Origin of the sequence: Neorhizobium petrolearium, assembly GCF_017873175.1 — a bacterium.
Classification (GTDB): Bacteria; Pseudomonadota; Alphaproteobacteria; order Rhizobiales; family Rhizobiaceae; genus Neorhizobium; species Neorhizobium petrolearium.
Window position 1 is genome coordinate 278,524 of the sequence record NZ_JAGGJW010000004.1, and the last position, 14,139, is coordinate 292,662.

A 14,139-nucleotide genomic window follows, 5' to 3' on the forward strand; every position below is an offset into this window, starting at 1 on the left:
CGGGAAAGCGGCGACAAGCGTGACGACAAGGGATTTCATGCGGAATCTCATATAAGAAATCGCGCATTTTCATAAATATGGTAAGGTTTCGTTAATCCGCTCGGCGGCTAATAGGGGTTAGACATCTTCACGACGAGTTACCGGATGAATAGGCCCGTTCTGATCCTCGCTGCTCTGGGGCTTGGTGCTGCGAGCGTGCCCGGTTTTGCCGCGTCCCCTGAAAGCGCCGTACCGCTTCCCTTCGTCAAGCCGGAAGATCCCGTTGCGCGCGCAATGCCTACCGCCATGCCGGTGCCAAGCGTGCCTTCGCCGGATATCACAGGCGCGATCCCGCGCACGGGAAGGCTGCAGCCGGCCGGCGTGTTGAGAGAAGGGCTCGACGCCCTTTCCCGCAACGATATCGCAACAGCACTTGCCACCCGCAACGGGCTCTCCGAAGATTCACTCGACCGACATATCCTGACCTGGGCGATCGCCACGTCCGGCGCGCCGGGCGTTCCGTCCGGCGAAATCGCGGCCGCGCAGCGGGAGCTGAAAGGCTGGCCCGGCCTCAAAAACCTGCGTGCCAATTCCGAGCGCGCCCTCTATCGGGAAAATCCGTCGGCCTCCACTGTGCTTGCCGCCTTTGGCTCGACACGGCCCGAAACGACGGAAGGCGCGATTATCCTGGCGCGCGCGCTGGTCGCCGCCGGAAAGACCGGCGAAGCGGCGCGTCCGCTGCGTCAGATCTGGCTTTCCGAAACGCTCGACAAGCCGACCGAAGACAGGATCCTTGCCGAATTTCCGGCGCTCCTCTCGCCGGCCGATCACAAGGCCCGCATGGACACGCTGATGTACAAGGGGCGTACCACGCAAGCCAAGCGCTTCGGCGATCTCGGCAAGGCGCAATCACTCTACAAGGCATGGGTGGGCGTCACCAGCAACGCCAAGAATGCCGAGACCCTTCTCAATGCGGTCGACCGGTCCTGGAAGGATGATCCGGCCTATCTCTTCGCGCGGATAGAATATCTGCGCCGGCAGGACAAATATCGCGAGGCGGCCGAACTCATTGAAAAGGCGCCGCGCGAGGCTTCCAGGCTCGTCAACACGAGCGAATGGTGGAACGAGCGGCGCATCGTGGCCCGCGGCCTTGCCGACCAGGGCGATTTCAAGCGCGCCTACACGGTCGTTGCCAATCATCTCGCGACCTCCTCGACCGATGTGGTCGACGCGGAATTCCATGCCGGCTGGTACGCGCTGAGAGCGCTTCGCGAGCCGGCGCTCGCGGAAAAGCACTTCCGCAAGATCCTTGATGTGTCGAACAAGCCGCTCTCCGCTTCCCGCGCCTGGTACTGGCTCGGCCGGGCCGCCGAAGCCGGTGCACCCGGCAACGCCCGCGAATTCTTCGCCAAGGCGGCGCATTATTCCGGAACATTCTACGGTCAGCTTGCAGCCGCCCGCCTCGACATCAAGACGCTCGACGTGAGCTACCCCTCGCCTACTGCTGCCGACCGGCGGAATTTCGAAAACCGCGAGGCGGTAAGAGCGATCGCCCGGCTGGAAGATGCAGGCCACGGCAAACGCGCCGGCACGCTCTACCGGGCACTCGCCGAGGAAATGACAAGCCCGGGCGAGCTTGCGATTCTCGCCGCTCGCGCCGAAACTCACGACAACCATGCCCTTTCGCTGCAGATCGGCAAAATCGCGTTCGGCCGTGGCATCGAGGTCGCGGCGCTGGCCTTCCCGATCGGCGTCATTCCGGCCGGCGCCAATATCGCCGGCTCCGGCAAGGCGCTTGCCTATGCCATTGCACGCCAGGAGAGCGCCTTCAACCCTGCCGCCGTTTCAGCCGCCAATGCTCGCGGACTCCTGCAGCTCCTGCCCGGCACGGCCCAGGGCGTCGCCAAGCGCCACGGCCTCACCTACGCCGCCGCGAAGCCACCACGGATGCCGGCTATAACGCCACGCTCGGCGCGCACTATCTCGGCGAACAGATCGACACGTTCGGCGGCTCCTATATCCTGACCTTCATCGCCTATAATGCCGGTCCGCGCCGTGTGCCGGAATGGATCTCCCGTTATGGCGACCCGCGCGGCAAATCCCTCGATGACATCGTCGACTGGATCGAGCGCATTCCCTTCCCCGAAACGCGCAATTACGTGCAGCGGGTGATGGAGAATTATCAGGTCTACAAGATCCGCCTCGGCCAGAAGGCCGATATCGAAGCAGACTTGCGGTTCGGACGGCAGTAGCGGGGCTCGCGGCGTCCAGCATCACTGCCCCACTTTCCGAAAGCCCTTATCATCACGCCATAAACGAGAAGGCCCGGCGCAATGGCCGGGCCTTCAAGCTCAGATCAGACGCTCAGATCAGAAGTCGCGCTGCAGGCGGACGAGGCCGGCCCATTCGTCGGCTTCATGGCCATAACCGACAGCGAACTTGCTGCGCAGGCCTTCCGTGATCTGGTAGTTGACGGTGAGACCGGCAGCCCAGTCATCGCCACCGCCATCATAGCTGCCCGCTACGACATTCGTATTCCAGAAATACTGGAATTCCGGAATGACTTCGAGCTTGTCGGTAGCCTTCCAGACGTAGTTCGCAGCAACCGTCCACTCGGCGTCTTCATAGTAGACGCTCGGGTCAGACGACCAGAGAGCAGATAGGTAGAAGGTACCCGGACCGGCATCAATCGAACCGATCACGCGAACGGCACCGTCTTCGGAGTCATTATCATAGGCGCCGAGGAGTTCGAGGTTGGCCGGACCGAGAGCCGCCCGAAGACCACCTTGAATACCGAATTCCTGGCCATTGTCCAGTTTCGGCGTGCTGATTTCATCAGCTTGAATCATGGCAGTGATCGTTTCGCCGGTGTAGGTATATGACACCGAGGTGAAGCGGGTCTGGTTGCTCAGGAGATCCAGTTCGCCTGGCAGATCGTTATCCCACCAGCTCAGGTAGTCACCGACCTTGAAGCCGCCGAGTTCGATGTAGACTTCATCAAAGTAGAAGTTGTCCGAGCCTGAGCTACCAGAGTTGTCGCGCGAAGCTTCACCGTGGATGGCAATGAAACCAGTCAGCGTGCCAAGTTCTGTATCGCTCTTGGACGTGATCTCGACACGACCACGGGTCCAGGCATCCCAGTCGTCATCGTTATAGTCATTCGTGCTATTGCCGATATCGACCTGGAAGCGGACGTAACCGCCGATCTTGAGGCAGGTTTCCGTGCCCGGGATGTAGAAATATCCGGTGCCGAATGCGTCGCAAACGCGAACGTATTCCATCGGCTCCGGTTCTGCAGCAACGATGGCGTCAGCAGCCTGAGCGCCAGAGACTGCTGCAAGTGCAGCAGCGGAGCCGAGGAGAAGGCTCTTGATGTTCATTTTCATGACCTCCAGTCATTTCAAAATGGGCATCCGATTCACCAGATGCTGGCTGAACCTTATTACCGAAGGCTAATCAGCGGCAACAAGGTTCCCCGGCTCTCTCTCCTCCCGCGAGGCATTTGAAAGCCCATCGTCTCCTTTTTGTCACAAAATCACCACCACTACCGAAAGTGGAGTTCAACACAGGCACAACAAAAAACTCCCCCGGCAAGGCCGGGGGAGTTCACCGATCAGGATAATCCGATCAGATTAGAAGGTACGCTGCAGGCGGACGAAACCGCTCCAAGCGTCCGGGTCGTCCTGATACTGAACCGAGCCCTTGAATGCGAGGCCGGAGGTGATCGCATAATCAACCGTCAGACCAGCCTTCCAGTCTTCATCACCGTCAATGAACTCATCCCAGACGTATTGGAAGCCGGGGGTGAGCTTCAACTTGTCGGTCACATCAAAAGCGTAGGAGGCTGCAACCGTCCATTCACCAGCCATATCGGTAATGGCACCGGTGCCGATGTTGCCACCATAGTATGCAGACGGATCAGAACCCCAGATCACGAAGCCCTGGAGAGTGCCGGGACCAACCGGAGCACTCGCGAGAAGGCGAATAGCACCTTCTTCGACACCAAGATCATAAGCACCGAGAAGGTCGACGGAAACGGCACCGAACTTCGCAGACACGATAGCTTCGATACCGACTTCCTGACCGTGAACAAGCTTCGGATAGCTCAGCTCGTCAACCTGAACGCCAGCCGAGAAAGCATCGCCCGTATAGGTGTAGGAGATCGAGGTGAAGCGGGTCCGAGCGCCACCGGCGTTGACATCGGTTTCGCCGTTGATGCCCTTATCCCACCAGTTGTAATAGTCACCAGCCTTGAAGCCGCCAAGCGACAGGTAAACTTCGTCGAAGTAGAAGTTGTCACCGCTGGAGCTACCGCTATTGTCACGCGAAGATTCGCCGTGGATCGCGATCAAGCCGGTCAGCGTTCCGAGCTCAGTGTCGCTCTTCGACTGGAATTCAACACGGCCACGCGTCCAAGCATCCCAATCATCGGCATTGTAGCTGTTCGTGCTATTGCCGATATCAACCGTGAAACGGACGTAACCGCTGATCTTAAGGCAGGTTTCGGTGCCCGGGATGTAGAAGTAGCCCGTGCCGAATGCGTCGCAAACGCGAACGTATTCCATCGGCTCCGGTTCTGCAGCTACGATGGCGTCAGCAGCCTGAGCGCCGGAGACTGCTGCGAGGGCAGCAGCGGAGCCGAGAAGAAGGCTCTTGATGTTCATATTTGACCTCCAGTCAAAGTTTCGTGTGGGTTTGGGTTCTTTTTGCTGAAGGACAGCGTTCCCTGCCCCATCCCCGTCGATTGCCAGAAGAAGGACGATCCACCGCCTCGCTTCCGGATGTGAAAATACAAGACGGCAGAGGGCATGCAATCCGGAACTTGAACCTGACACCTTTTCGAAACCCGCTTCCCGACGGCCTGTTGCCGAAAGGACACAAAGCTGCCGGCGGCGCCCGGCATTATTTTACACTTTGTTAAGAAAGAGCTTATTCGACAGTCACTTAGCGGCGATGGCTCAGGCATCGGGAGAATCGCTCGGATGCACGATCGGCCGTGGGTATCCGGCGGTGCCCACATGACACCACTTCAATCAAGGCGGGAGGTTGTATACAGGATAAAGAGGCCGTTTAGCCGGCAAATGGCGGAGAAGATGGGATTCGAACCCACGATACGCTTTTGACGTATACTCCCTTAGCAGGGGAGCGCCTTCGACCACTCGGCCACCTCTCCGTCGCGGTCTACCTATGTTAGAGCCCCCGTGAATGCAAGGCTTTTGTGACGGCGACAGCAAGTTTTTAGGCGAATCAAAATAGGGATTCGCGCCTCGCCGGGCAGCACTCTCGATGGCTTCCACCCGGGCTGCCGGGGTTCCCGGACCTGTTGCTGCCGGACGGGATTCTCAATAGCCGGAGCGCGGCGTCGGTTTTCCCGTGGCGCGGCCGTAGCGTGCTGCAAGAGCCTTCAGTGCGCCGGAAAATTCCGTCACGTCTGCGCCAACCGCTACGAAAGATGCGCCGAGATCGAGATAATGACGGTTCAGTGATTCGCTGAAGGTGAGGATGCCGGCCGCCTTGCCGGCCTTCACGATCGTCACGATCGCCTTGTCGATCACTTCCTGCACTTCCGGCGCTTCCATGCGGCCAAGATAGCCCATGTCGGCGGAAAGGTCGGCCGGGCCGATGAAAATGCCGTCGACGCCGTCGATGGCCGCGATGTTTTCCAGATCGCGAATCGCAGCCATGGTTTCCGCCTGGACGATCAGGCAGATCTCATCGGCCGCCGTCTCGGCATAATCGGGGATAGCGTTGAAACCGGAGGCACGCGCCACGGCAGCGCCCACGCCGCGAACGCCCTTCGGCGGATATCGCACGGCGCGGACAAGCTCTTCCGCCTCGCTTGCCGAATCAACCATCGGCACCAGAAGCGTTCGGGCACCGATATCGAGCAACTGCTTGATGAACCAGGTCTCGCCCATCGGCGGGCGCACGACCACTTCCGAAGGCGAGGCGGAAAGCGCCTGGAGCTGCGCCACGATGCTGCGCAGGTCGTTCGGTCCGTGCTCGCCATCGATCACCAGCCAGTCGAAGCCGGCCGTGCCGGCGATCTCGGCCGACAGCGCCTCACCCATGTTGAGCCAGAGGCCGATCTGTTGCCGACCGGCCTTCAGCGCTGCCTTGAAGTGATTCTTCGGAGCCGGCATGGCATTCACATTCCCTTCAAACGAGAAGCTGCTTCAGGTCTGTGGCCGGATCGGCAAGGACAGCCCGGTTCGGCTCGATGCCGGCTTCGAGCATCTTCTTGCCCGTCACATAGGCCTTCGCATCGTTGATCGCGTCGACAGCTATGAACTTTCCCTCGCGGAAATACCAGACGGACAGGCTTCCCTCGCGGGCACCGGGCCGCGCAAACGTCTCGTCATAGCCCATGTTGAAACCGGCGATCTGCAGCTTCACGTCATACTGGTCCGACCAGAACCAGGGTTTCGCGTCGTAGGGCGCATTGCCGCCGGCCATGATCGCCGCGGCGGCTTCCGCCTGATCGACGGCATTCTGCACCGATTCGAGACGGATCCGCTTGCCCTTCCAGGGCAGCATGGCGCAATCGCCGATCGCGAAGATCGAGGGATCGGAGGTGCGGGCGAACTCGTCGACGACGATGCCGTTGCCGACCTCCAGGCCGCAGTCCTGCGCCAGCAGGTCGTTCGGGGTGACGCCAATCCCGACGATGACGAAATCGACGTCGATCGTGCTGCCGTCGGAAAGTTCTGCGGCGCAAACCCTGCCATTTTCGCCTATCAGGCGATGCAGGCCGGTCTTTTCGCGGATGACGACGCCGTGGCCCTGATGGATGGCGCGCATCGCATCGGCGGTTTCCTTGGCCGCGACTCGGGCCAGGATGCGGTCGGCCATTTCGATCAGCGTCACTTCGAGGCCGAGATGGCGGGCGACCGAAGCCGCCTCCAGACCGATATAACCGCCGCCTATTATAAGGAGTCGCCGGCCGGGCCGCATCTCGCCCATCAGCAGATCGGCATCCCGCTTGTCACGCATGGTGAAGACGCCGGCAAGATCGCCGCCGACGCTTGCCGGCAGCGTGCGGGGGGTAGAGCCGGTGGCAAGCGCCAGCGTCTCGTATTCCAACACGGCGCCATCCTGCATACGCACGCGCTTTGCCTTGCGGTCGATCTCCTCGACATAGGTCGACAGCAGAAGCTCGACGTTGTTGTCGGGATACCAGTTCTCGGGCCGGAAGGTCAGCCGGTCGAATTCCATCTCACCGAGCAGATACTTCTTGGAGAGCGGCGGGCGCTGGTAGGGGATCACCTCTTCCGAACCGATGATCGTCATCGGCCGCTCGTCCTTCAAGGCCCGGAGCTTCGCAGCGAGCGCAAACCCCGCCTGCCCGGCGCCGACAATCACCAACCTGCCCGTCACGTCTCACTCCCCACGTCGATCATGGTTCTTGTTGAGATAACACCGATAATCCGATCGCAAGGGGTATCGCCGCGACGCGTGCCCGTCAACAACGCGACATCGGTGATTATGTGCTTTGAATTATGGACTGTTCCATACGGAAGGAATAAACGCCTTCCGCGTGTTCAAATGCCCGACTTTTGGGCGCTATCTGCCTGTATCCATACAATTTTACCGATCCGTTTCAGAATATATCAGCGGAAGAGGAATATAGTCACAGCAGGAGTGAAGAAGGAGGGTTTCATGCCCTATGTCATGGACCAGGATACGAGGCTGAAGGGCTCACGCGAGAAGGCTTTCGAGAAGTTCCCGATCGACAGGCCCGGCAAGATCATCTTCGTCGGCCGTCATCTGAGCACCAAGACCAGCTTTCGTTGCCTGATCCGCACCATTTCGCTCTATGGTGCCGAACTGGAGATCAGCCCGCATCTGCCGGTGCCGAACAATTTCTTCCTCGAAATCCTCGGCATTCATGACGATATCGGCTGCACGGTCATCCGACGGGAGGAGGAGAAGGTTTCGGTCGGCTTCAATATGCTGATCGATCAGGAATTCCTTCATCACGTCATCCGGCTGAGTTTCGAGACCAGCCACTGATCGGTTCACGGCGCAGTATCCGGCGGGTCTTTGCAGCCCGTCGTTTCGGTTGGCTGCCTGCCAGACGCCCAAGCAACGGCACGATCCATAGCAGTCCGCGCCATTCGGCGCCTTCCAGGGGGTCGGCAAGCGGATGCCGCCCGCGCCTGTCATTTTCCTTCTTCAGCCGATCCCAGAGCTTAACCCAGTTGAGAAGCATGGCGGTATCTCCATCTATATCTGATGCCACCGAGCTAATGGCCTACTCGCCGGTCTTGTAGACGCGCCGGCGAAAGCCGCTTTTCATCCATGAACGATGGGAAGAACACTGGCGAATCCATAGGATAACTCAATGACCGATGCGGGCTGGGACGATCTGAAACTCTTCCTCCACGTGGCGACGGAAGGAGGCTTGAGCGGCGCGGCGAGCCGGACAGGCCTGAGTGCGCCGACAATCGGGCGGCGCATGCTGGCGCTCGAACGCACGACCGGCCGGACGCTCTTCGTGCGCAGCCCGCAGGGATACCGGCTGGCGCCGGACGGCGAGATCCTGCTGGAGCATGCGCGCGCGATGCAGAGGGCGGCCGACGGCATCGCCGACTGGAAGGGACAGGCCTTTGCCATGCCGATCGTCTCGATCGGCGCCGATGCCTGGCTATCCGGCTTCATCGCCGAACACACCGCAGACATCCGAGGGCAGGACGATCGCTTCCGGCTCTGCTGCAAGTCGCTGCATAGGGGCATGGACTTCACCTATCGCGAGGCGGATGTCGGCCTGGTCTGGCGGAGACCCGAATCCGGCAATATCGCAATCCGCCGCTCCGTCAGCGTTACCCATGCGGTCTACAAAGCACGCGCTCTCCCCGAAGAGGACGATCTGCCATGGGTCTCGCTCGGCACGGAAAGCTCCCATGCACCGGGCGACAAATGGGTCTTTCAGCATCAGGAAGCCAGGATCCGCACCTGGACCAACTCGCCGGAACTTCTTGCGCACCTGATAGCAAGCGGCAACGGCCGAGGCGTGCTGCCCTGTTTCGTGGGCGATGCGCTTTCCAGTCTCGTGCGCGAAGGCGGCATCATTCCGGAACTCACCTATACGATATGGATCGTTGCCAATGACGATGACCGGCACCGGCCGGAGGTGCGACACGTGATCGAAAAGCTCGGCCACCTGTTCGGGCGAGAGCGGAAAAGATTTGCAGGTGAGAGAGCTCAAACAGGCTCAAGTGGGCTTGCGCATTGATGAATCACTCTTATTGTGTGCCGATTTTAGAAAGCCGGAACACAATCCATGCCTGCATTCTCGCGCTTCACACCGCTGATCAGTGCCCTTCCCGCGACCGTCCCCTTCGTCGGGCCCGAGGCCATCGAACGCAACCGGGGACTGATCGTCAAGGCCCGCATCGGCGCCAACGAAAACGGTTTCGGTCCCGCACCGTCGGCCATCGAAGCGATGTGCGCGGCCGCCGGCGAGACCTGGAAATATGCCGATCCGGAGAATTTCGACCTCAAGCAGGCGCTCGCGGCCCATCTCGGCTGCAAGGCCGAGAACATCGCTGTCGGTGAAGGCATCGACAGCCTGCTGGGCCTGATCGTCCGCCTGGTGATCGATCCCGGCCTGCCGGTCGTCACCTCCTTCGGCGCCTATCCGACCTTCAATTTCCATGTCGCTGGTCACGGCGGGCGGCTGGTGACTGTCCCTTATGTCGAAGATCGCGAGAACCTCGACGGACTGCTGGAAGCCGTGCGCCGCGAGAACGCGCCGCTCGTCTATTTCGCCAATCCCGACAATCCGATGGGAAGCTGGTGGGATGCCGACAGCATCGTCGCCTTTGCCGAAGCGCTGCCGGAAACCTGTCTGATGATCCTTGACGAGGCCTATTGCGAGACAGGTCCGGCCAACGCGATGCCAGCGATCTCCGCCCTCATCGGCCGCCCGAATGTCATCCGCACGCGCACCTTCTCGAAGGCCTACGGCATGGCCGGCTCCCGGGTGGGCTATGCGATCACGACGCCCGGCACAGCGCAGGCGTTCGACAAGATCCGCAATCATTTCGGCATGAATCGCATTGGCATCGCAGCAGCGCTCGCCGCCCTCAAGGACCAGGCCTATCTTTCCGACGTGATCGGCCGGATCAAGGCCTCGCGGGACCGGATCGCCGGGATCGCCGCGGCCAACGGACTGAAACCGCTTCCTTCGGCGACGAATTTCGTGGCGATCGATTGCGGCCGTGACGGCGCCTATGCGCGCTCGATCGTCGATGGGCTGATGGAGCACGGCGTGTTCATCCGCATGCCGGGTGTCGCGCCACTCAACCGCTGCATCCGCGTGAGCGTCGGACCGGAATCGGATATGGCTCTCCTGGAAGAGGCGCTGCCGAAGGTCCTGAAAGGATTTTGAGCCCTCAAGAAAGCGACCGCGTCGGCCTTGTTCCCTGCCGATCGCGGTCTTAGATTGCCGGGCCAAGGTCCCATCCGGTCCCCAAGTCCCGTCCCCTCCTGGATTTATTCTGTGTCCGACCTCTTGCAGGGCCGGCGGTTTCACTGACACGCCGGAGCAGCTTAGTGCATCGTCATCCATTCGCGGGCGGCGCGAAGAGCTGCGGCGAGCTGCATCTTGGTCATGGTCTGGGCGAGATCGGCCCGCAGCTCGGCGGCGCGGTCGGATCCCTTGATCGCGGCGATGTTGAGCCATTTGTGAGCGGAAACGAGGTCTATCTCGCAACCACGGCCAGTCGCATACATCAGACCCATTTCGCAGAACGTATCGGCGCGGGTTTCGCCACCCATGGTGGCCATTTCGGAATTGTTGATTTCAAAGCGTGCCATCGGTTTGATCCCTGTCTAAAGCCTGTCGTTCATCTGCCCTGTTTTCCGTCCGGATCCACCGTCTTGAAGCGGCTGTTTTTGATCCGTCAGGCCGGCGGTTGCCCCGCTCGTCTTGATGAGCCCACTATGCGCCCAACCTTCCAAAAGACGCCTAAAAAGCATGATTAATTTGAGGAAAACAAAGTCCAAACACTTGGTAAACTTGGGTTTTTGTTAAACATCAGATGCCTTGCATTTTCGCGATTTCGCGACGAATTTTACGAAAACTTTAGAAATCGATTTAAACGGATGCGTAACCACGATTTCGGTCTTGGGCCTTCACACTTCGGAAAATCCGCACCTCAGGCGCGTTGAAATGCTTCAGCGATACAGCCTTTACCTTTACGTGTGCGTAAGATAAATTCTCGAAGAAGCCTGCGCGGAGGAGCGAGAGCTTTGAAGGGAAATTGCACCGCGGGGCTCGATGGGCCTGCCGGCATAAGGAGGAGAAGCCATTATCATGCGGAAACTGATGCTTGCTGCAGCATTCGCACTTGCAGCCACCGCCGGCCAAGCTGCGGAGCCGATCGAGGGTAACTGGAAAACCGCCAGCGGCGAAACCGCTGCGATCGGCAAATGCGGAAGCGTCTATTGCGTAACGCTGAAGACCGGTAAGCATGCCGGCAAGCAGATCGGCCGGCTCGCCGGCAAGGATGGCGAGTATTCCGGCGAGATCACGGATCCGGCCGAGGACAAGACTTATAGCGGGTCGGGGTCGGTCAGCGGCAATTCTCTGAAGATGAAGGGCTGCGTTCTGAAGATCCTCTGCAAGTCGCAGACCTGGACACGTCTCTAACCCCTCCGCCACTCCCTTTTATAAAGATAGGAATTGGAATGGCCGCACCACTGCCGGCGCGGCCATTCCCTTCCGTTCCAGAACTCCAAACTTTGCCCGATTTTTTTTGCCCGTGCATTGGTAAAGGGCACAGTGGCCGCAAAAAACGGCATCGGTTGAAGTCCACGAACTCCACCAATCCGGAACATCACAGTTTTGTGAAAACCTTGAATAGCACCGGCGCAATTATGCCGCCGTACAAAAGACGTAAAAAAGCCATATTTTGCCAAAGCCTACACGCCTAAGGCGCAATTGCTTACCATCTCTTTTATCATTTTGTTTTTCCACTCAATATTGCCTTTCTAGAATGCAACCTAATCGGTTTACGTAGGACGCCTGCGCAAAAATTAGCGCACTTAGCACTTTTAACGCGTATAAGAAGAATCGGATTTTTATCGTCAATGTTTCATTGACAGCAGTCGCCAAAATGGGGGGCTTTCAGATCGAACCGATCGGTCCGATATGATGGGTGCAAACAACAACACTCTCATTTGAATTTTATGACGCTGAAAGGACATGACAATGAAGATCATTGCTTCCACCATTGCAGCTACTCTGATCGCTTCGGCTTCGTTTGCCGGTGCTGCTTTTGCTGGTAATGGCGACTATTATGAAGGCGTTTGGCCTGATCACACGATCCAGTCAGCCCACCAGATACAGTCCGACAGTTACGGTTATACCGGTTCGATCTCCCGCGCCTATGGCGTCGACCAGCAGGGCGGCTGGATGTCGGCAGAGGCCAGCCCGGATCGGGGCGACTATTACGAGGGCATTAACCGACCGAACTAACTGCAGTTCATTCAAGACATCGAACAATGCCGTCGGCAAGGTCGCAAACTCAACGCCGGCGGACAACTCTGAGAGGATAAGACAATGACGAAGATCGCTTCTGCGTTCGGAACCGTTCTCATCGCATCGGCTTCCTTTGCCGGCGTCGCTCTTGCCGACAACGGGGACTATTATGAGGGCCTCGGCCGCAACAGCACCGTGACCAGGGCCGCTCCTATAACCGCTCCTTCCCGGGTCGATCGCTTCAGTACCGGCAGCATTACGAATAGCCGAACCTATTCGACCGGCATCGATTCCCGCCAGAGCTCCGGCAACCCCCAGGCCCCTCCTGAGAGGGGTGACTACTATCCGGGCATCGTTCGCCCGGAATAAGGCCTTCCGACAGTCAGGGTTTGAAACGTGAGTGAAACCTGATTCTGCGAAGGCCCCTGTGCCGCCGCCATCCGGGGACGTTCCCCCTGCCCCTGCCCCGGATGGCGGTTTGGCCTGTCATACATACGCAAATGCCAGCCGCAGAACGGCTGGCATTTGCAGTTCATTCAAGACACCGATCGGAAAACGGGTCGCAATCGTCTTCCGGTAAGGTGACAGCCGGACTCTGAAACCGGTTGTCGACTTCAAGATTAGGTGAAGCCCTCCAGCGAATCAATCACGAATAAATCCGCAAACCGTGATTTCCGGGCGGTTTTCCGTGGAAAATCCTCACGTTTTCCGGGTCATCCCACCGGAAATCTGCAGCCTTTCCGTGTCGGTTTGTTGGAACGATCTCCCTCTCCATCGATTTGTACCTTCGTACGAGGCGATGCCGATATCGCTTCGCAATATGATGGGACCATGGAAAGGACAGGAAATGAAGACCTATCTGACCTCCGGTATTGTAGCTGCCCTCGTCGCTTCGGCAGCTTTCGTCGGTCCTGCCGGTGCCCAGGACTATGGCCAAGACTATAGCCAGGATTATATGATGACGGCTCCGCCCCAGGGCGATGCCCCCAACCTTGACGATACCTCCGTTGACAGAATGCCTACCGGCAGCATTCAGCCCGTCCGCCCCTGGGTAAGCAACGAAGGTGCCGATACGGACATAGATAATTCCCAGGATAGCGGCGATTTTTACAACGGCGTCATCCGTCCGCAGGACTAAGCATTTGATTCAAGATACCGAACTCCGCGCAGGTCGCAGCCTTTGCACGGAGTTCCCCTAAGGATAAAGCCGGCTTGAGACCGGCTTTATCCTTAGGGGTCCCGTCCCTGCCCCCCCCGCCGACAGCAATGCGTCCTCCAGGCCTCCTGTCCGCAACAAGGGTCGTGCGTTTCCTTGCCGATTGGCACGCCATGCGCGGCAATCCTTCATGCGCCACGCCTTCGGTCCGTTAACGATGCTGAATTCCTGATGAACCGGTCTCTCAGGACGCGTTCAGTCTCCCGCCATTATCCTGCCTGCATTGGATCGGGAGTAGGCCATGTTCGTTCTTGCACGCCGCTTAACCATCGTGACGCTGATCATGACGATTTTCGCATTGTCCTTTGCCGCGCTCGTCGCGGAGCCGGGGCGCAGGGACCTGCGCGTGCATCTGGGCACGTCGGCTCAGTGCTTTCACTCCGCAACGCCGAACTGCGTCAAGGCGCTCTGACGGTAAACCGCGAAGAAGATGATGCGATCAACCATCGGCGAGCGC

At 59.2% G+C, this 14,139-nt stretch carries 13 protein-coding genes, 1 tRNA gene and 1 pseudogene; 9 read left to right on the forward strand and 6 right to left on the reverse strand.

The features are described 5' to 3' along the window. Nucleotides 1-144: 144 nt before the first annotated feature. Nucleotides 145-2,231 (forward strand): annotated as a pseudogene (locus J2046_RS09755) (lytic transglycosylase domain-containing protein). A 117-nt stretch (nucleotides 2,232-2,348) separates the two neighbouring features. Here the strand turns inward: J2046_RS09755 and J2046_RS09760 are convergent. From J2046_RS09760 to J2046_RS09780, 5 genes are all read right to left on the reverse strand, one after another. Beyond that, the gene (locus J2046_RS09760; protein ID WP_210051192.1) at nucleotides 2,349-3,359 is read right to left on the reverse strand and encodes a porin; all 1,011 of its coding nucleotides are present in this window, start codon (nucleotides 3,357-3,359) and stop codon (nucleotides 2,349-2,351) included. A gap of 252 nt (nucleotides 3,360-3,611) precedes the next feature. Beyond that, nucleotides 3,612-4,643: a porin gene (locus J2046_RS09765; RefSeq protein ID WP_210051193.1), complete on the reverse strand. Its 1,032-nt coding sequence runs from the start codon at nucleotides 4,641-4,643 to the stop codon at nucleotides 3,612-3,614. Nucleotides 4,644-5,061: 418 nt separating this feature from the next. After that, nucleotides 5,062-5,152 (reverse strand) — tRNA-Ser (locus J2046_RS09770). A 169-nt stretch (nucleotides 5,153-5,321) separates the two neighbouring features. Continuing rightward, the gene (locus tag J2046_RS09775; protein WP_210051194.1) at nucleotides 5,322-6,122 is read right to left on the reverse strand and encodes an aldolase/citrate lyase family protein; all 801 of its coding nucleotides are present in this window, start codon (nucleotides 6,120-6,122) and stop codon (nucleotides 5,322-5,324) included. 16 nt (nucleotides 6,123-6,138) lie between these two features. Beyond that, complete coding sequence (locus J2046_RS09780) at nucleotides 6,139-7,356, reverse strand: NAD(P)/FAD-dependent oxidoreductase (protein ID WP_210051195.1); 1,218 nt, start codon at nucleotides 7,354-7,356, stop codon at nucleotides 6,139-6,141. Between the two features lie 282 nt (nucleotides 7,357-7,638). Here J2046_RS09780 and J2046_RS09785 point away from each other — a divergent pair, with 282 nt between their 5' ends. From J2046_RS09785 to J2046_RS09795, 3 genes are all read left to right on the forward strand, one after another. Continuing rightward, a complete protein-coding gene (locus J2046_RS09785) occupies nucleotides 7,639-7,992 on the forward strand; it encodes a PilZ domain-containing protein (RefSeq protein WP_081953036.1) in 354 nt (117 codons plus the stop codon). Nucleotides 7,993-8,323: 331 nt separating this feature from the next. After that, nucleotides 8,324-9,214, forward strand: coding sequence for a LysR family transcriptional regulator (locus J2046_RS09790; protein WP_210051196.1), 891 nt, complete (start codon nucleotides 8,324-8,326; stop codon nucleotides 9,212-9,214). Between the two features lie 48 nt (nucleotides 9,215-9,262). Next, entirely contained in the window at nucleotides 9,263-10,372 is a 1,110-nt protein-coding gene (locus J2046_RS09795; protein ID WP_210051197.1) for a pyridoxal phosphate-dependent aminotransferase, read from the forward strand. 161 nt (nucleotides 10,373-10,533) lie between these two features. On the opposite strand, the gene J2046_RS09800 is transcribed toward J2046_RS09795, so the two are convergent. After that, nucleotides 10,534-10,800: an SEL1-like repeat protein gene (locus J2046_RS09800; RefSeq protein ID WP_037157401.1), complete on the reverse strand. Its 267-nt coding sequence runs from the start codon at nucleotides 10,798-10,800 to the stop codon at nucleotides 10,534-10,536. A gap of 499 nt (nucleotides 10,801-11,299) precedes the next feature. On the opposite strand from J2046_RS09800, the gene J2046_RS09805 reads away from it, so the two are divergent. The 5 genes from J2046_RS09805 (at nucleotide 11,300) to J2046_RS09825 (ending at nucleotide 14,094) form a co-directional block, all read left to right on the forward strand. Continuing rightward, a complete protein-coding gene (locus tag J2046_RS09805) occupies nucleotides 11,300-11,635 on the forward strand; it encodes a DUF2147 domain-containing protein (RefSeq protein ID WP_210051198.1) in 336 nt (111 codons plus the stop codon). Between the two features lie 561 nt (nucleotides 11,636-12,196). Further along, a complete protein-coding gene (locus J2046_RS09810; protein ID WP_210051199.1) occupies nucleotides 12,197-12,463 on the forward strand; it encodes a hypothetical protein in 267 nt (88 codons plus the stop codon). Between the two features lie 84 nt (nucleotides 12,464-12,547). Beyond that, nucleotides 12,548-12,835, forward strand: a complete 288-nt coding sequence (locus J2046_RS09815; RefSeq protein ID WP_210051200.1) for a hypothetical protein — start codon at nucleotides 12,548-12,550, stop codon at nucleotides 12,833-12,835. A gap of 478 nt (nucleotides 12,836-13,313) precedes the next feature. Further along, nucleotides 13,314-13,604, forward strand: coding sequence for a hypothetical protein (locus J2046_RS09820; protein ID WP_037157408.1), 291 nt, complete (start codon nucleotides 13,314-13,316; stop codon nucleotides 13,602-13,604). A gap of 319 nt (nucleotides 13,605-13,923) precedes the next feature. Then, nucleotides 13,924-14,094, forward strand: a complete 171-nt coding sequence (locus J2046_RS09825) for a hypothetical protein (protein ID WP_210051202.1) — start codon at nucleotides 13,924-13,926, stop codon at nucleotides 14,092-14,094. Nucleotides 14,095-14,139: the final 45 nt, after the last annotated feature.

Bases quoted from the DNA above. Each gene is read 5' to 3' on its own strand.
- J2046_RS09810 (WP_210051199.1), top strand. From the start codon at position 12,197: ATGAAGATCATTGCTTCCACCATTGCAGCTACTCTGATCGCTTCGGCT.
- J2046_RS09795 (WP_210051197.1), top strand. From the start codon at position 9,263: ATGCCTGCATTCTCGCGCTTCACACCGCTGATCAGTGCCCTTCCCGCG.
- J2046_RS09815 (WP_210051200.1), top strand. From the start codon at position 12,548: ATGACGAAGATCGCTTCTGCGTTCGGAACCGTTCTCATCGCATCGGCT.
- J2046_RS09800 (WP_037157401.1), bottom strand. From the start codon at position 10,800: ATGGCACGCTTTGAAATCAACAATTCCGAAATGGCCACCATGGGTGGC.
- J2046_RS09805 (WP_210051198.1), top strand. From the start codon at position 11,300: ATGCGGAAACTGATGCTTGCTGCAGCATTCGCACTTGCAGCCACCGCC.
- J2046_RS09820 (WP_037157408.1), top strand. From the start codon at position 13,314: ATGAAGACCTATCTGACCTCCGGTATTGTAGCTGCCCTCGTCGCTTCG.
- J2046_RS09790 (WP_210051196.1), top strand. From the start codon at position 8,324: ATGACCGATGCGGGCTGGGACGATCTGAAACTCTTCCTCCACGTGGCG.
- J2046_RS09765 (WP_210051193.1), bottom strand. From the start codon at position 4,643: ATGAACATCAAGAGCCTTCTTCTCGGCTCCGCTGCTGCCCTCGCAGCA.
- J2046_RS09785 (WP_081953036.1), top strand. From the start codon at position 7,639: ATGCCCTATGTCATGGACCAGGATACGAGGCTGAAGGGCTCACGCGAG.
- J2046_RS09760 (WP_210051192.1), bottom strand. From the start codon at position 3,359: ATGAACATCAAGAGCCTTCTCCTCGGCTCCGCTGCTGCACTTGCAGCA.
- J2046_RS09825 (WP_210051202.1), top strand. From the start codon at position 13,924: ATGTTCGTTCTTGCACGCCGCTTAACCATCGTGACGCTGATCATGACG.
- J2046_RS09775 (WP_210051194.1), bottom strand. From the start codon at position 6,122: ATGCCGGCTCCGAAGAATCACTTCAAGGCAGCGCTGAAGGCCGGTCGG.